The organism is Prescottella equi (assembly GCF_020171745.1).
In the GTDB taxonomy this organism is placed as follows: Bacteria; Actinomycetota; Actinomycetes; order Mycobacteriales; family Mycobacteriaceae; genus Prescottella; species Prescottella equi_A.
This window is the reverse complement of record NZ_JAIVAH010000004.1, coordinates 385,285-401,534: the sequence shown is the minus strand read 5'-3', so window position 1 is coordinate 401,534 and position 16,250 is coordinate 385,285. Positions and strand designations below refer to the sequence as shown.

The 16,250-nt window shown below is 68.7% G+C and carries 14 protein-coding genes; 2 read left to right on the top strand and 12 right to left on the bottom strand.

Annotation, left to right across the window (positions count from 1 at the left end; genetic code table 11):
* Positions 1-34 precede the first annotated feature (34 nt).
* Complete coding sequence (locus LCL87_RS03300; protein WP_225016711.1) at positions 35-958, top strand: NAD(P)-dependent oxidoreductase; 924 nt, start codon at positions 35-37, stop codon at positions 956-958.
* A gap of 3 nt (positions 959-961) precedes the next feature.
* Here the strand turns inward: LCL87_RS03300 and LCL87_RS03295 are convergent, their stop codons facing one another.
* The 7 genes from LCL87_RS03295 to LCL87_RS03265 all read right to left on the bottom strand — a co-directional run bounded on the left by LCL87_RS03295 (position 962) and on the right by LCL87_RS03265 (position 11,220).
* A complete protein-coding gene (locus LCL87_RS03295) occupies positions 962-1,807 on the bottom strand; it encodes a siderophore-interacting protein (protein WP_225016605.1) in 846 nt (281 codons plus the stop codon).
* Between the two features lie 162 nt (positions 1,808-1,969).
* A complete protein-coding gene (locus LCL87_RS03290) occupies positions 1,970-3,421 on the bottom strand; it encodes an Ig-like domain repeat protein (protein WP_225016603.1) in 1,452 nt (483 codons plus the stop codon).
* 192 nt (positions 3,422-3,613) lie between these two features.
* Positions 3,614-5,875, bottom strand: coding sequence for a 5-methyltetrahydropteroyltriglutamate--homocysteine S-methyltransferase (gene metE / locus LCL87_RS03285; RefSeq protein WP_225016601.1), 2,262 nt, complete (start codon positions 5,873-5,875; stop codon positions 3,614-3,616).
* Positions 5,876-6,052: 177 nt separating this feature from the next.
* The gene (locus tag LCL87_RS03280) at positions 6,053-7,666 is read right to left on the bottom strand and encodes an ABC transporter substrate-binding protein (RefSeq protein WP_225016599.1); all 1,614 of its coding nucleotides are present in this window, start codon (positions 7,664-7,666) and stop codon (positions 6,053-6,055) included.
* A 46-nt stretch (positions 7,667-7,712) separates the two neighbouring features.
* Positions 7,713-8,825 (bottom strand): Rv3169 family protein, encoded by a 1,113-nt coding sequence (locus tag LCL87_RS03275; protein WP_225016597.1) that lies wholly within the window; start codon positions 8,823-8,825, stop codon positions 7,713-7,715.
* On the bottom strand, positions 8,810-9,955 hold the full coding sequence (locus LCL87_RS03270; RefSeq protein ID WP_225016595.1) for a phosphotransferase family protein: 1,146 nt from the start codon (positions 9,953-9,955) through the stop codon (positions 8,810-8,812). The genes LCL87_RS03275 and LCL87_RS03270 overlap by 16 nt, the downstream gene beginning before the upstream one ends.
* Before the next feature lie 29 nt (positions 9,956-9,984).
* Complete coding sequence (locus tag LCL87_RS03265) at positions 9,985-11,220, bottom strand: cytochrome P450 (protein ID WP_225016593.1); 1,236 nt, start codon at positions 11,218-11,220, stop codon at positions 9,985-9,987.
* Between the two features lie 165 nt (positions 11,221-11,385).
* Here LCL87_RS03265 and LCL87_RS03260 point away from each other — a divergent pair, with 165 nt between their 5' ends.
* Positions 11,386-12,024, top strand: coding sequence for a TetR family transcriptional regulator (locus LCL87_RS03260; protein ID WP_225016591.1), 639 nt, complete (start codon positions 11,386-11,388; stop codon positions 12,022-12,024).
* On the opposite strand, the gene LCL87_RS03255 is transcribed toward LCL87_RS03260, so the two are convergent.
* The 5 genes from LCL87_RS03255 to LCL87_RS03235 form a co-directional block, all read right to left on the bottom strand.
* Positions 12,021-12,629 carry a response regulator transcription factor gene (locus tag LCL87_RS03255; protein ID WP_225016589.1) on the bottom strand — a complete coding sequence of 203 codons (609 nt, stop codon included), beginning with the start codon at positions 12,627-12,629 and terminating at the stop codon, positions 12,021-12,023. The two genes, LCL87_RS03260 and LCL87_RS03255, sit on opposite strands and share 4 nt — an antisense overlap.
* Positions 12,626-13,741 (bottom strand): histidine kinase, encoded by a 1,116-nt coding sequence (locus LCL87_RS25710; protein WP_225016587.1) that lies wholly within the window; start codon positions 13,739-13,741, stop codon positions 12,626-12,628. Before LCL87_RS25710 ends, LCL87_RS03255 begins: the two co-directional genes overlap by 4 nt.
* Before the next feature lie 10 nt (positions 13,742-13,751).
* The gene (locus tag LCL87_RS03245) at positions 13,752-14,528 is read right to left on the bottom strand and encodes an ABC transporter permease (RefSeq protein ID WP_225016585.1); all 777 of its coding nucleotides are present in this window, start codon (positions 14,526-14,528) and stop codon (positions 13,752-13,754) included.
* Positions 14,525-15,469 carry an ABC transporter ATP-binding protein gene (locus LCL87_RS03240; RefSeq protein WP_225016583.1) on the bottom strand — a complete coding sequence of 315 codons (945 nt, stop codon included), beginning with the start codon at positions 15,467-15,469 and terminating at the stop codon, positions 14,525-14,527. Before LCL87_RS03240 ends, LCL87_RS03245 begins: the two co-directional genes overlap by 4 nt.
* A 94-nt stretch (positions 15,470-15,563) precedes the next feature.
* Positions 15,564-16,247, bottom strand: a complete 684-nt coding sequence (locus LCL87_RS03235) for a nitroreductase (RefSeq protein ID WP_225016581.1) — start codon at positions 16,245-16,247, stop codon at positions 15,564-15,566.
* Positions 16,248-16,250: the final 3 nt, after the last annotated feature.

The following is a 16,250-nucleotide window of genomic DNA, read 5'->3' as shown; positions in this document are numbered from 1 at the left end:
GCGCGTTCATGCCGGTGGCAGCGCGTTACAGTGGATCGAACCGTGTGACCGCGTTCCCGACCGCGAGGAGCCTGACGTGGACATCGGATTTCTGGGCATGGGCACGATGGGGCGCCCGATGGCGCGCAATCTCGCCCGCGCCGGCTACAACGTGACGGTGTGGAATCGCAGTCCGGGCAAGGCGGCCGACGTCGTCGACTACGGGGCGTCCGAGGCGTCCGACCTCGCAGGTGTGCTGCACCGGTCCGTCGTGTTCAGTTCGCTGGCCGATGACCGCGCCTTCGCGGACTCGGTGCTGTCGGCGCCGTCGCTGCAGGCCGCGAAACCCGGCTCGGTGCATGTCAATCTGGCCACGGTCAGCCCCGGAATGTCCGGACAGGCGGAGGCGGCGCTGAGCGAGCGCGGCATCTTCTACGTTGCCGCCCCGGTGTTCGGGCGGGCGGAGGTGGCGGAGGCCGGACAACTGACCGTGCTCGCCGCGGGGGACCCGGGCGCGGTCGACGGGGTGGCGCCGCTGCTCGAGGTGATCGGGCGTCGCACGTGGCGGATCGGTGACGACCCCAAGCAGGCCAACGTCGTCAAGATTCTCGGAAACTATCTGATCGCCAACGCAATCCAGGCGATGGCAGAGGCCACGACGGTGGCCGAGAAGGTCGGCGGTTCACCCGAACTGTTGATGGAGATCATGAACGACAGCCTGTTCCCCGGAGGTGTTTACCAGGGCTACGGCAAGATGATCGCGCAGCGCCGCTACGAGCCCGCCGGTTTCCGGCTTCCGCTGGGACTCAAGGACGTCCGGCTCGCGCTGGCGCAGGCGCACGACGCGAACGTCGGCCTGCCGTTCGGCAGCGTGCTCGAGGACCTGTTCCTCGACGCGCTCGCCCACGGGCAGGCCGACCAGGACTGGTCCGCGATCACCGAGGCCACCCGGCGGCGGGCCGGACTGGCCGGGGAGTAGCCGTCAGCCCACGGCCGCGGCCTGGGCCTCCTGCACGTCGGCCACGTCGTCCGCGGTCGGGGCGGCGTCCTGGGTGAGGTCGCGGCGCCAGTACCCGGTGAAGGCGATGGCCTTCTTGTCGATGCCGCGCTCGTTCACCAGGTGCCGGCGGACCTCCCGGACCATCCCGGCCTCGCCCGCGATCCAGGCGAAGGCCCGCCCGTCGGGCAGGTCCGAGGCCCGCAGCGCGTCGAGCAGCGCGTCCGACCCCTGGTTGTCGCGGTGGATCCACCGCACCCGGATGCCGGCGGAGGTGACGAGGTCCTGCTCCTCGTCGGCGTTCGGGACCACGATGTAAGCGAGGGCGCGCGCACCGTCCGGCAGCGCCTCGAGATTCGCTGCGATTGCCGGGAGTGCCGTCTCGTCGCCGACCAGCAACTGCCAGTCGTGTTCGCCGACGGTCGCGTAGTGGCTGGGCGACGGCCCGAGCATGCCGATCAGCTGTCCGGGCCGTGCCTGCCCCGCCCACGCCGACGCCGGGCCCTCGTCACCGTGCAGGACGAAGTCGATGTCGATCTCGGCGACGTCGGGGCGGTGGGCGCGGATCGTGTAGGCGCGCAGCCACGGTCGGATGTCGTCGGGCATCGCGAGGTAGGCGCGGTGCCACGTCATGATGTCGCCGTCCTCGGGGCGCGGCGGGACCTCCGGGGCGTCGTCGGTGCGGGAGAAGAAGAGCTTGACCTGCTGGTCGGGGGAGACCGACACGAAGCGGTGGAGGTCGGGGCCGACGAAGGTGATGCGGGCCATGTGCGGCGTGATCAGGCGCGTCGACTTCACCTCGACGAGCTGGAACTCCAGTGGCGCGGTCATGGCACTCCTCCCGAACGGACAGAACTGATTAGGTGAGCCTGCCATAACAAACGGTTCGATCGCACCCCGGCCTCATGGGCCGGAGGTGCAGACCCTTGCGAACGAGCGGAGCCCCCACCGAGATGTGTCTCGGTGGGGGCTCGCTTCGCGCGGGTCCTGGGGTCAGAGAGATCCGAAGAGGCCGGACAGCGAACCGAGTGAACCGCTCGAGGGGCCGTTCCCGCCGTCGTCGGGGCCGTTGCCTCCGTCATCGGGGCCGCCCGGGTTGGACGGGGCACCGACGGTGACAGTCTTCGTGATGGTGGTCGAGACGCTGTTGCTGGTCGTCTCGGCGGTCAGGGTGTGGGTGCCCTCGGTCGGTGTCCAGGTGCAGCTGGCCGTCCCGTGCGCATCGGCGGTCGCGGTGCAGACGGTGTCGCCGCCGTTCTTGATCACCACATGAGAGTTGGCGTCGGCACCGACGACGGAGATCGTCGCGGGGGTACCCGCAGTCGGCGAGATCGGGTCGACGACGAGGGCCGAATTGCCGACCGGCGGAGCGGTGACCGTCACCGTCGCCGCAGCCGAGGCGGGGGACGGGCCGACGGCGTTGGTCGCCACCGCAGTGATGCTCATGGTGCCGACAGTGGTGGTGATGATGTTGCAGTGGAATGCCCCGGACTGGTTGGCCGTCGCGGTGCAGGTCTTGTCGCCCGCGGTGACCTTCACGGTCGAGCCGGGTTCGGCGCTGCCGGAGACGGTGACCTCGTTGCCCGCGATGACCGACCCTGGGGTGGCGGTGACGTTCGTCGGAGCGGCCGGTGGAGTGGGCGCAGCGGCGATGATGCCGGTCTTCGCGGTCGACGTCGACACGGCGTTGGTGGCGTCGCCGAGGTACTTGGCGGTGATCGAGTAGGCCTCCCCGCCCTGGCCGGCTGCGGGAATCCAGGAGTAGACGGCGGTGCCGTTCGCCACGTTGCTGGTACCGACAACGGCACCGTTGTTGTAGAACTCGACTGCGCCGGTCGCGTTGTTCGACACGGTCGCCGTCAGGGTGGAGGCCCGAGTCGCCTGGGGCGCGGGTGCGACCGCGACGGTGGTCTGGGTCGCGTCCTTGGTCACCGACACGTTGGGTCCGGTGTTGGTGTTGGTCGAGCCGAGGCCCTGGTTGGAGTTCACTCCGGCGCCGGTGATCAGGGCGGTGTCGCGGGCACAGTCCGCGCCGACGGTGTACTGGACGGTGTAGCTGATGTTGCGGTCGACGGCGCTGCGGATCCAGGATCCGTTCATGCTCACCGTGGTCGCGTTGGGGGTGGTGGTTCCGGTGCCCTTGCCTTCGACTCGTGAGGAGTTGGGGACGTAGGTCAGGCAGGCGGGGTGGATGTCCTTGAGTGCGCTGATGGTGGGGGCGAGGCCACCGTTCCAGCGGATGTCATTGGTGACGGTGATCGTCTCGCCCGGGGCCGGGGTGCCGTTGCTGATCGTTCGATTGAACGTCCAGTCGCCGGAGTTCGTCGACTTGCTGACCGGTGCCGCCTGGGCGGTGGTGACTCCGAACGCGGCGGCGAAGCCGATGCCGAGCAGCGCGGTGCCGGCGCCCGCTGCCAGTCGTCGTAAGGTGTTGTTCCTCGACACTGTCGAACTCCTTCTCAGATACCCCGGGCCGTCAGGTGGACACATATCCAAGACGAGATCTCGGCCGACGCTACGGCATCAGACTCGGATACGGACCCGAATTCGCTCGAAATTCGCCCGACGAACCGCTCGGATCGGGGGCGAAGTCCGGTATCCCGGCCCGACAACGGCCGCGATACCGGACTCGGTCTCCTAGATCTCCGCACGCACCCCGCGGGCCGCCTCGACGAGGTTGCGCAGCGACGCCTCCACCTCGACCGGGCCGCGGGTCTTGAGGCCGCAGTCCGGGTTGACCCAGAGTCGCTCGGAGGGAACGGCCTTCAGGGCCGCGCGCAGCGACGTGGCGATCTCGTCGACGGACGGCACCCGCGGCGAGTGGATGTCGTAGACACCCGGCCCGACACCGAGGTCGAAGCCGACGGCGTTCAGGTCGTCGAGCACCTCCATGTGCGAACGGGCCGCCTCGATCGACGTCACGTCGGCGTCCAGCCCGGCGATCGCCCCGATCACCTCACCGAACTCGGAGTAGCACAGGTGAGTGTGGATCGCGGTGGAGTCGGCGATGCCCGACGTCGACAGCCGGAAGGCGCCCACCGCCCAGTCCAGGTACGCCGGCTGGTCGGCCTTACGCAGCGGCAGCAGCTCGCGCAGCGCCGGCTCGTCCACCTGGATGATCTTCGCGCCGGCGGCCTCCAGATCGATCGTCTCGTCCCGGATCGCGAGCGCGACCTGATCGGCCGACTCGGCGAGCGGCTGGTCGTCACGCACGAACGACCACGCCAGGATCGTGACCGGTCCGGTGAGCATGCCCTTGACCGGCCTGTCGGTGAGCGACTGTGCGTACGAGAACCATTCGACCGTCATAGGCTTCGTTCGGCGCACGTCGCCGAACAGGATCGGCGGACGGACGCAGCGGGAGCCGTACGACTGCACCCAGCCGTTCGCGGTGGCGACGAAACCGTCCAGCTGCTCGGCGAAGTACTGCACCATGTCGTTGCGTTCGGGCTCGCCGTGGACCAGTACGTCGATGCCCAGCTCCTCCTGCAGTGCAACGACATCGGCGATTTCGGCGCGCATGCGGCGGGTGTACTCGGCCTGGTCGATCTCGCCCTTGCGCAGCGCGGCGCGGGCCACCCGGATCGCGGTGGTCTGTGGGTACGAGCCGATCGTGGTGGTCGGCAGCGGCGGCAGGTGCAGCTCGTTCGCCTGTACGACGCGACGCTCCGCGGCGGGGATACGCGTGCGGTCGGCTGCGGTCAGGGCCGCGAGGCGGTCACGAATCGCGTCGTCGTGCAGGCGCGGGTCCGCGGCGCGGCTGGCCGCTGCCGCGCGTGTCTCGGACAGCTCGGCGGCGATCGCGTCGCGTGCCGCACGCAGGCCGGTCGCGAGGGTGGCGACCTCGCCGATCTTCTCGGAACCGAACGCCAGCCACGAGCCCAGCGCGCGGTCGATTCCGTCCTCGCCGTCGAGCGTGTACGGGACATGCAGCAGCGAGCACGACGTCGACACCGCCACCGAACCCGCACGCTCCCTCAGGGTTTCGAGGGAGTCGAGCGAACGGTCGAGCCCGTTGCGCCAGATGTTGCGGCCGTCGACCACACCGGCGACGACGTGCTTGCGCTCGATGCCCGGTGTCGCGACGACGTTGTCGAGACTGCCCGCGACCAGGTCGACGGCGATGCCCTCGACTCCGGTCGAGGTGAGCACCGGCAGTGCCGGGCCGAGGTCGCCGAAGTACGACGCGGCCAGGATCGCCGGGCGGTGGTTCAGCGCGGCCAGGCGGTCGTACACCGACCGCGTCGCCGCCAGTTCGGCATCGGTGCGGTCGGCGACCAGTGCCGGTTCGTCGATCTGCACCCATTCGACGCCCGCGTCGGCGAGTTGGGCGAGCAGATCCGCGTACAGCGGCACGATCCCGTCCAGGCGATCCAGGGGCGCGCCGTCGTCGAACTTCGACAGCAGCAGGAAGGTGACCGGCCCGATCACCACCGGGCGGGCCGGGACACCGAGGGCGCGGGCCTCCGCGACCTCGGCCAGCACCTTCGCCGGGTTCAGCGCGAACGTCGTCGCGGCGGTGATCTCGGGGACCAAGTAGTGGTAGTTGGTGTCGAACCACTTCGTCATCTCGAGCGGCGTCACGTCGGCGGTGCCGCGGGCGGCCGCGAAGTAGCGGTCCAGGTCGTTCCCGATCCCGGCGACCCGCTCGGGCAGTGCGCCCAGCATGACGGCGGTGTCGAGCATCTGGTCGTAGTACGAGAAGGTGTTGACCGGAACGGAATCGATCCCGGCCGAGGTCAGTTCGGCCCAGGTCTGCCGGCGCAGCTCCTTGCCGACCGCCTCGAGTGCGGCGGCGTCGAGGTTCCCGGCCCAGTAGGCCTCGACGGCCCTCTTCAGCTCGCGGCGGGGCCCGATGCGCGGGGAGCCCAGCACGGTTGCGGTGAAAACGAATGTCACGTCGTTCTCCAGTTGCTCACAGCGCGGATGGTCACCGCCGGCAGACGAGAACGTAAACGAGCCCTGGGTGTGCGCCCGCCCACCGTCCAGCATAGGCCCCTCGGAAACGCCGATCGGGCGGACCCTGCGGTGGGGTCCGCCCGATCGAGGATCGAGTGAGCTCGGGTTCGGCCGGTTCTACGACGCCGAATCCGGAGTGAGCCAAGCATTTCCGAACAGCATGATGCCGTCGGCGTTGGGGGTGATGCCGTGCGCGTTCTTGCTCCACGGGATGAAGTACTTGCCGGCGCCCAGGACCATCATCGGGTTCGTCTCGTTCACGAGGGTCTGGATGTCCTCGAGGACCTTGCGGCGGTCGTCGTCGCTCGACGCGGACTGCAGCTTGCCGAGCAGGACGTCCATCTCGGGGTTCTGGTAGCCGAGGACGTTGGACGTCGAGGTGCTCGCCAGGTTGCCGTACATGCGCATGAACGGCGATTCGTCGAGGACGTTGAATCCGGACTCGCCCAGGTCGAAGTCGTGCTTGGCGTACATCATCTTGACGAGGTCGTTGATGCCGCTGTTGTAGACGATGTCGACGCTGAAGCCGACGGCCTGCAGCATCGACTGGATCGCGAGCGCTCGTCGTTGGGCGCCGGGCTCGTTCAATCCGGCGTAGGTGAGCTTGCCGTCGTAGCCGTCGGCCTTGGCCTCGGCCAGCAGCTTCTTGGCCGCCTCGGGGTCGAATCCCGGTCCGGCCACGTCACCGTGCCACTGCGACCACGACTGGAACATGTCGGTGCCGGGCATACCGAACCCGCCCTCACCGCGATCGGTGAACGTCTGGGGATTCAACGACTTGACGATGGCCTCGCGCACCCGCGGATCCGACGCGGCCCGTCCCTCACGCTGATTCAGTGCCTGCACGCTGCCCATGCTGGCGGTGTAGACGTAGCCGACGTCCCCGGCTTCGAGGGCGTTGTTGACGACGTCCGCGGCACGCAGGTAGGCGGCCTGGATGCCGCCACTGTGCAGCGCGTCGAGCTTGGCCTGCTCGCCGACGATCGCCGGGAACCGCAGCTTGTCCAGGTTCGGCTTCCCGTCCCAGTAGTTCGGGTTGGCTGCCAACAAGAGTTCGTTCTGGGAAGCGAACTTCTCCACCGTGAACGGGCCGGCGCCGATGGGTGCGAAGGTGCCGCTCGCCATCGACGACGGGGCCACGATCATGCCCGGTCCGGTGGTGAACATGATCGGGAACTCGTTCCACGGCTGCTTCAGCGTGAACACCAGCGTGGACGGATCGGGTGATTCCACCTTGTCGACGGAGACCTTCCACACCTGCGTGTGGGTGCCCTTCTTCTCGAGGTAGTGGTCGATGCTCCAGCGCACCGCAGCCGCGTCCACCGCGGTGCCGTCGCTGAACTTCACCCCGTCGCGCAGCTTCAGCGTCCAGACGGTGTTGTCGCCGCTGGGTGTCAGCGACTGCGCCAGCTGCGGCTGGTACTCCTTGGTCGCGGTGTCGTAGCGCATCAGCACGTCGTAGATCGCCGCCATCTCGGTGCCGCCGGTCGCGCCGCCGTCCTGCCGATCGGCCGGGTCCAGGCTGCTCACCGCGTTGTACGTCGCATACGACAGCGTGCCACCGGACACGGCGTCGCCGCCGTCGGCCTGCTCGCCGACCAGGCCCGTCGTGACGTCGGAGGCGTCGGTCGCCGAGGTGGAGCTCTCGCCCGCGCATCCGGCAACCAGCACCGTCGCCGCGGCCAGCGCTGTGAATACTCTGCCGAACCGGGCAAGTGACGATCGTGTCATTCGATCCTTCTTCCGTTCCGAGACTGTGTGATTGGGGGAAGTGGTACTACGGCGCCATCGCCCGTCCGTCGGTGAAGCCGGACGGATCGTGACGGCCGGCGACGCCGTGCTCGAACATGCCCCACCCTTCGTCGCCGTTGCACGTCGCTCGGGCGATGTGCTCGACGGTTCCGTGCGGAATCCGGGGTGCGAGTGCGGGATCGGTCAGGTCGTAGAGCGAGGAGGCGCTCCATCCCCGCCCCTTCCACTGCCCGTGATTCCAGTCCGGATCGCTGCCGTAGCCCGATCCGATCTGCAGGACGACGAAACCGCGCGGTTCGATGTCGACCACGAGCGGATCACCGGTTGCGGTGGTCAGGTGGATGCGAATCGCTTCGGGGGTGCGGGTTCCGCTGCGGTATGTGATCTCGAACCGCGGCCAGCCGAGCTGCTCGACCCGGCCGTCGGAGAAGGTGCGGGTCGCGTGGTTGAGCGTCCGGTGACCGTCCGGGCCCTCCTGGGCGATGATCATCAGCGCGTAGTCGTCGAACCTCAGCGGGACGTAGGCCCACCAGAATCCGCCGACCGGTTCGTCGGCCATCCGCCCGAGCGGTTCGCGCTCACCCACGGGGCGGATTCCCCACGACCGGTCCCGGGCGCCCGTCCACACCGCGGGGTCGACAGCGAACTCCGTGCCGTCGACGCTCAGGGTTCCGGACCAGCTGCCGACCTGGGCGAAACGACTCGCGTCGAGCGAGGGTCGTGGGCCGGCCATCAGTTCGTGGTGTTCCTCGAGGACCGACGGGAAAGCGCCCTCCCATACGAGGTCGGCCGACAGATCCGGGTGGTCGCAGATCAAGCGGAGCGTCTGCAGCGGCTTGACGACTTCGAGCCGGTACCCGCCCACTGCGACATCGAAGGAGCGGGCGTCGAGGGCATCCGAGAACCGCACGGACCGCTGGCTCCGGCCACGCCGCACGGTGACGAACGCGTCGCGCACCCCGAGGTTCGGGTATACGCCGAACCCGCTGACCAGGAAGATGTCGCCGGTGCGATCGTGTCCGTTGAAGTAGTACCGGTCGTAGAAGTTCCGGTCACTGCTGGCGACGCGCGCCATGGACAGCGGCGACTGGTGGATGGGGTACTCGTCGAGCGGATCCGGGTTCACTTTGCCTCCCATGAGTATTCGCCATCTATCAAGCTGCGGAGCATGTGATGGTGCAGGACGTACTCGTCGGGATCGGCCGGGGCCGCGCTGTCACCGAAGTGGATGGACCGGCGCTTGATGCGGGACATGATGATGCCGTGGCGGACCGCCGCGTACACGAGGTAGAAGTCGAGATCGCGCAGTTCCACGCCGGTCGACGCCTCGTACCGGGCCACCACGTCCTCACGGCGGAACCAGTGGGGCAGCCCCGGCTGGTCGAATTGTTCCGCCATGTCCTGGAACATCCTGTGGAAGAAGATGAACCAACCGACGTCCACTTCGCGGGGAGCGAGTGCCGCGAGCTCCCAGTCGAGGACCGCGGCGGGGACGAAGTCGCGGAACATGATGTTGCCGATGCGGGAGTCGCCCCAGCACAGCACGGGCTCCGAAGGGGCGTCCGGCCAGTGATCCTCGAGCCACTCGAACCCTCGCTCCAGCAACGGGATCCGCAGCCCGTCCTCCTGCCTCGTCCACTCGTAGTACGCGCGCTCGTTGTCGACGTGGCGGCGCAGCGCATCGCCGGCTGTACCGCCACCCAGTTCCGGCAGCAGCGCCAGCGGATCGGGAATTGAATGGATACCCGCCAGCGCCTCCACGGAGCCGCGTTGCAGGGCATCCTGCTGCCCCGGGGTGGCCTCGTGCATCCAGCCGCCGAACACGTACGGGGGATTGTCGACCGGGACCAGGCGCTCGACCCGGTCCATCACGACGAACGGTCGCCCCAGGACATCGGGTGACGGTTCGATCCATCGGACTCGGGGCACCGGCACCGTGCTGTGGGCGGCCACGGCACGCATGACGGCAGCCTGGCGTTCGAGATCGTAGCCGGGAAACACGGGGAGTGCGCTGGTCTCGGGTGCCAGCCGCGCGACGAGGTCGGCCCGGTGTGACGTCCCGCCCTCGTCCCATTCGACGGTGAACAGCACCGAGATGCTCGACATCCCGGACTCAGACGGTTTGCGCAGGTCGGAGACCTGCGCCATCGGCGCCGCGAGCCGGGTGCGGATCCAGTGCTCGAGGTTGTCGTGGAGGGTCGTGACGTCGGTGGCGGTGGTCGTGACGTCGGTGTTCACTCCATGTGGCACAGCGGAACTGGTGGTCATCGCCTTCCTTCTGCCGTGGTGGGTAGCTGTCAGTGGGAGACGGGGCACATTCCGTAGTCGACCGGGAGTGCCTTGATGCTGTTGAGCCACGCCGACCGCGACCGGACAGGAGGTCCGAGGATCGTGATGTCGGGGAGGTGGTCGGCGATCGCCCCGAACATCAGGTCGATCTCGAGGCGTGCGAGGTTGGCACCGAGGCAGTAGTGCGCTCCGGTACCCCCGAACGCCAGGTGCGGATTGGGCGATCGGGTGATGTCGAACCGCTGTGGTTCGTCGAAGACGTTCTCGTCGAAGTTCGCCGACGCGTAGAGCATCACGACCCGATCGCCCTTGCGTACCGTCACGCCACCGAGTTCGGTGTCGCAGATCGCGGTTCGTTGGAACGAAAGGACCGGGCTCGCCCAGCGGATGATCTCGTCGACCGCGGTGGTCGGCCGTTCGCGCTTGTACAGCTCCCACTGGTCGGGGTGGTCGTGGAAGGCGATCAGCCCGTGCGTTATCGAGTTCCGCGTGGTTTCGCTGCCGGCCACGACCAGCAGGATCACGAAGTAGGCGAACTCTTCGGGGCTGAGCGCGCCGTCCCCCACCTGTGCCTGCACCAGTTTCGTCACGATGTCGTCGGCGGGGCACGTGCGGCGCTCGGTCGCCATGGCGTACGCGTAACCCATGATCTCGCCGACCGCGACGAGCGGATCATCCTGGACGTCGGTTTCGTCCCGGCTGGTCATTCGGTTGGACCAGTCGAAGAGTTTGCGCCGATCCTCCTGCGGTACACCGAGGAGATCGGCGATCGCCTGGAGAGGCAGTTCGCACGCGGCCTCGTCGACGAAGTCGCCGCGGCCCCGGGCGGCCGCACTCCGGGCGATGTCCTGGGCCCGTTCGGCCAGTGCCGAACGCAGTCCGTTGACGGCTCGGGGCGTGAAACCCATCGTGACGATGCGGCGCAGTGCCGTGTGTTCCGGCTCGTCCTTGTTGAGCATCGTCGCTCGTTGGGCCTCGATCTGCTCGCGCGGCGCGTCGTCCGCGTTACGCACCATCACGGTGTTCTCCCACGAGGAGAACACATCGCTGCGCCGGGAGACCTCCTGCACGAGTTCGTGCGTCGACACCACCCAGAAGCCCTCGTCGTCGTAGCCGGCGGCGCCGCGCCGCTGCGGGTTCCACCAGATCGGAGCGGTTCGCCGCAACTCGGCGAAGAGCTCGTGGGGGATCCCGTCCTCGAATGTCGAGGCGTCGGTGACGTCGATTCCTTCGGGTACAGCCATGGAAATTCCCTCCGCACATCGGGATCCGGCAGTCCTGACACCGGGCAGTGTCCAGCTCGGACCGGGGCGCACGTGAGGCCGCGATCCGTAAAGAAAGAAACAGTTAACGAGGGTCGTTAATAGTGATGCGGAACACATTAATCATGTTTGTTAGGCTGTCAAGCCATGGTGGCGAATCTCCCCGCGAGGGAGCGATTGCTGCGGGCGGGGGAGTACCTGTTCGCGCGCGAAGGAATTGCGCGAGTGCGGATCCGTGATCTCAACGCGATGGCCGAGGTGCGGAACGACTCGGCGGTGCACTACTACTTCGGGTCCCGCGAGGGGCTGCTCGAGGCCATCGTCGTGCAGCACATGGTCGACGTCAGTACGCGCATGGACGAACTCGTCCGGCGACTGTGTGTGGGGCGGGAGCCGTCGCGCGAGGCGCTCCGCGATGCCATCGCCGCGATGACGATTCCGCTGGCGGAGAAGTTGCTCGACGAGCGTGGACGGGACTTCGTGCAGATCATGTCGGAGGTGTACGAGCGGTACGGCGGCCTTGCCGACGCCCAGTACTCGCCCGCGAGTGCGGTTGCGAAGGATGTGGTCCGTCAATCCATGTCGGGCATGAGTGAAGCGCTCCGGGAGGAGCGGATCCGGCTGACGACCAATTTTCTCGTCTCGGCACTGGCATCGCGGGCACGGTCCGTCGACGGTGGTGGCGAACTCCCGCTCGACCACGACACCTTCGTCGTCAATCTCATCGAGATGGGGACACTCGGGAGCCTGGCCGAATTGTCGGTGACGACGCTGGATTCCTTCTAGAGCCAGCCGTTCGACTCCGCGATCCGCACGGCTTCCGTCCGGTTCTCCGCGCCGGTCTTGCCGATCGCCGACGACAGATGGTTGCGGACGGTGCCGGCCGACAGGAACAGGGTCGCGGCGATGGTCGCGACCGAGGCGCCGTCCCGCGCCGCGCGCAGCACGTCGGTCTCCCGCTCGGTGAGCGGGGATTCGCCGCTGACGAGGCTGTCCGCGGCCAGGGTGGGATCGACCACGCGCAGTCCCTGCTGGACCCGGCGGACGGCATCGGCCAGTTGTCTTGCGGGAGTGTCCTTCACGACGAACCCGGACGCACCGGCCTGCAGCGCGCGGCGCAGGTATCCGGGACGGCCGAAGGTCGTCACGATCAGCACGCGGATGGACGGCGCAGCCTCCCGTAGTGCCGCGGTGGCCGAGATGCCGTCCAGGCCGGGCATTTCCACATCGAGCAGCGCGACGTCCGGGCGGTGTTCGAGCGCGGCCGCCACCACCTCGTCGCCGCGGCCTACCTCGGCCACCACCTGGAGGTCCGCTTCGAGATCGAGCAGCGCGGCGAGCGCGCCACGGACCAGTGCCTGATCGTCCGCGAGCAGTAGCCGGATCGTCATGCCGTCCCCTCCGCGATCACCTGCAACGAGAATCCTTGTGGGCGTGGATGGGTGACGACCACTCGGGCGCCGGCCGCCGCCGCCCGCTCGCGCAGACCGGTGAGGCCGTTGCCCGCCTGCAGTGCATCGGTGCCGACGCCGTCGTCGACCACGGACACCTGCCGATCGTCGACCGTCACGGTGCAGTGCCGGGCCCGGCTGTGCCGCACGACGTTCGTGACGCCCTCCCGCACCGACCAGGCGAACAGCTCGCGCAGCCGGGTGGGGACGGTGTCGGTACTGTTCGGCAGGTCGGCCTCGATGCCGGCGGCGCGCAGCGCCTCTCGGGCGCGGGCGATCTCGACCGGCAGGGAGACGCCGCGGAACCCCTCGACGGCCGAGCGGACATCGGCGAGGGCATCCCGGGACAGTCGCTCGAGATCGTCGAGCTCGCCTCGGGCCCGGTCGGTGTCGACGTCGACAAGTCGGTTCGCGAGCTGGGCCTTGACCGTGATGACGGTGAGGGAGTGGCCGAGGATGTCGTGGAGATCGCGCGCGATGCGGCCGCGTTCCTCCTGGACGGCACGCCGCTCGTCCTCCTCCCGGCGGTCGAGCAGTGCGATGTTGCGGTTCATCAGCGCGATGACACCGGCCATCGCGAAGGCCGCCGCGCACACCGCGAGCGGCAGGCTCGACACGTTCCACCCGGCGCGGGTCGCGAGCAACTCCACGACGCCCGCGACGGCGAGCGCGAACGTGCCGCCGGCGATCAATGGCAACAGGGTCACCCCGGCGACGGCCAGGAACACGGACGCGGCGAGGCCGGATTCGCCGAGCGTCACAGTCATCACGACCGCGAGTCCGGTGAGGGCGCCGAGTTCGAGGAACGCTCGGGGGAGTGGCGGCCGGGTCTCACGCCGCTGGAGGCGGGCGCGCCGCGAATCCGAGAACACCCACAGGAACACGACGCCGAACGCGAGCGTGGCGGCGATTCCGATCCAGGCGCTCGGTCGGTCGCGCTCGTCCCACCCGTGCTGGAGGGGTTCGACGAGGAACACCAGCCACACGGCGGCGAAGACGATGCCGAACCGGCCCCACCGCTGCACGACGGTGGGGCGTTCGGGAGTGCTCACGGCGACCACGTTAGACGCGCGCGGTGTCGCGCCGGAACCGCCACACGGCGCCGCCGACGAAGATCGCGAGCCACACCACGACGTTCACGATCCAGGTCCATTGGACGGCGTCACCGGTGAGCGGCGCGTGCACGAGGTTCCCGATGCCGTACGTGGGGGTGAACTGCGCGATCGTGGCCCACACCGAGCCGTCCTGCAGCGGGACGAACAGTCCGCCGCCGAACGCCAGCAGCGCCAGCCCGGGTCCGAGGACCTGCATGACGTTCTCGCTGGGCAGCAGGTATCCCATGAACAGGCCGAAGGCTGCGAAGATCGAGGACCCGAGCCACGCGATGACCGCGGTGCTCACCCACAGTGATCCGTCCATGTCCGCGGACGTGAACGCGCCGACGGTGTACACGACCACCAGCGCGGCGAGGCCGAGCGTCATCGCGACGACCAACTTCACCGCGATGTACGCGAGCGGTGACAGTGGGGTGAGCCGCAGTTGCCGGCTCCACCCGGACGCCCGCTCGACAGATACCGCAGCCCCGGTGCTCGTGGTCGCGATCATCGCGCCGTACAGCGCCATGCTGATCATGACGTACGCGGTGACGTTGCCACGGCCGGCGCTCTCGTCGGCGTAGCCCTGGCCGAGACCGAAGACGAGGAAGAACACCGCGGGCATCACGAGCGTGAAGATCGCGGTCCGCCGGTTGCGGAGCAGTCGGCGCAGTTCCAGTCGGAGCAGTGTGGCGTTGAATCCGGTGAGGCGGACGGTCGCGTGGGAAGGCATGAGTGTGGTCATCGGGCCTGTCCTTCGATGTGGTCGGTGGTGAGCGCGATGAAGGCATCTTCGAGTCCACGCGAGACGATTTCGAGGTCCCGTGCGCCGGTGTGGGTGAGCAGGTGGCGGGCCACAGCGTCGGTGTCCGACGAATGCACGACGAGCGTCTCGCCGCGCAGTTCGACGGCGTCGGCGTGCGGAATGGACTGCAGCAGTGCGGCGTCCGCTCCGGGCACGGTGGCGCGCAGGGTGCGACCGGTGGCCGTCGCCTTGACCTCGGCGGCGGTGCCGTCGGCCACGACCTGTCCGTGGCGGACCAGTACGACGCGGTCGGCGTAGGCGTCTGCCTCTTCGAGATAGTGGGTCGCGAACACGACGGTTCGACCTGCGGCGGCGTCGGCGCGGATGGCCGACCAGAACTCGCGTCGTCCCTCGACGTCCATGCCCGCGGTCGGTTCGTCGAGCAGGAGCAGCGCCGGGTCCGGGAGCAGCGCCATCGCGAACCGTAGGCGCTGCTGTTGTCCGCCCGAACACTTGCGGACCGGGCGATCGGCGATCTCGCGGATACCGGCGCGGGTGAGCACCTCGTCGACGGGCCGTGACCGCGGGTACAGGCTCGCGGTGAGTTGGACGGTCTCACCCACCGTCAGTTCGGGGAGCAGCCCACCGGTCTGCATCACCGCCGACACCAGCCCCCGCGCGATGGCATCGCGCGGGGGCATCCCGAACACCTCGACGGCGCCCGAACCGGGCTGCGAGAGACCGAGGATCAGGTCCACGGTGGTGGTCTTGCCGGCGCCGTTGGGGCCGAGGAACGCCACCACTTCGCCGGCGCGGATCGTCAGATCCAGGCCGCGGACGGCGTGCACCCGACCGAAGTGCTTGTGCACGCCGGTCAGGCGCACCGCGTCGCCGGTGGACGGGTCCTGCCGGAGCGAGGGGAGGGGCTGCGCTGTGGTCATACCCCCAATCTGCCCGGGCGAACCCGCTCGGCCCTCACACGTCCGTCACGAACCTGCCGTGACATTTGTCAGGGGTTTCGGATGGGGCTTGGGCTCAGGACACCCAGGTGGCGACGGTACCGATGTCGGCACGCGTGGTGCGGAAGCCGTTCGCGGGATGGGACTCGTCGGCGTAACCGAACGAGATGGCGCACACCACCTTCCGGTCCTCGGGCAGGTCGAAGAAGCTGCGGAGGTACGCGGCACTGCCGGCCAGTGCAGCCTGCGGGATCGCCGCGACGCCGAGGCTCTGCGCGGCGAGCAGGAAGGTGTTGACGTAGAGGCCGCAGTCCACGGCGCCGTAGACGCCGAGCGCGGCGTCGGTGGTGACGATCGCGACGTGGGGCGCGCCGAACAGGTCGAAGTTCTTCATCGTCTGCTGGGCCGACGCCTGCCGATCGCCGGGCGCGATGCCCACGCTCGCGTACAACTGCATCGCGCATTCCTTGCGGCGTTCCTGGTAGGCGCCCCGGTACTCGGTGGGGAAGGCGAAGTCCGGCTCGTGCGGCGAGGTGCGCACCGCCTCGACGAGGCCCTTTCGGAAGCGCTCGGTGCCCTCGCCCTCGGTGATCGCGACCTGCCACGGCTGGGTGTTGCACCACGACGGCGTGCGCTGTGCCGTCTCGAGGATCTGCTCGATCGTCGCGCGCGGCACGGGATCCGGCCGGAACGCGCGGCAACTGCTGCGGGTGTCGAGCAGAGAGCGCAGATCGGCGTTCGAGGTGGGCGATTCGGTCACGTT

Bases quoted from the DNA above. Each gene is read 5' to 3' on its own strand.
- LCL87_RS03295 (WP_225016605.1), bottom strand. From the start codon at position 1,807: ATGACCGCGCCACTGGAGTTCCAGCTCGTCGAGGTGAAGTCGACGCGC.
- LCL87_RS03280 (WP_225016599.1), bottom strand. From the start codon at position 7,666: ATGACACGATCGTCACTTGCCCGGTTCGGCAGAGTATTCACAGCGCTG.
- LCL87_RS03275 (WP_225016597.1), bottom strand. From the start codon at position 8,825: ATGGGAGGCAAAGTGAACCCGGATCCGCTCGACGAGTACCCCATCCAC.
- LCL87_RS03270 (WP_225016595.1), bottom strand. From the start codon at position 9,955: ATGACCACCAGTTCCGCTGTGCCACATGGAGTGAACACCGACGTCACG.
- LCL87_RS03265 (WP_225016593.1), bottom strand. From the start codon at position 11,220: ATGGCTGTACCCGAAGGAATCGACGTCACCGACGCCTCGACATTCGAG.
- LCL87_RS03260 (WP_225016591.1), top strand. From the start codon at position 11,386: ATGGTGGCGAATCTCCCCGCGAGGGAGCGATTGCTGCGGGCGGGGGAG.
- LCL87_RS03255 (WP_225016589.1), bottom strand. From the start codon at position 12,629: ATGACGATCCGGCTACTGCTCGCGGACGATCAGGCACTGGTCCGTGGC.
- LCL87_RS03245 (WP_225016585.1), bottom strand. From the start codon at position 14,528: ATGACCACACTCATGCCTTCCCACGCGACCGTCCGCCTCACCGGATTC.
- LCL87_RS03240 (WP_225016583.1), bottom strand. From the start codon at position 15,469: ATGACCACAGCGCAGCCCCTCCCCTCGCTCCGGCAGGACCCGTCCACC.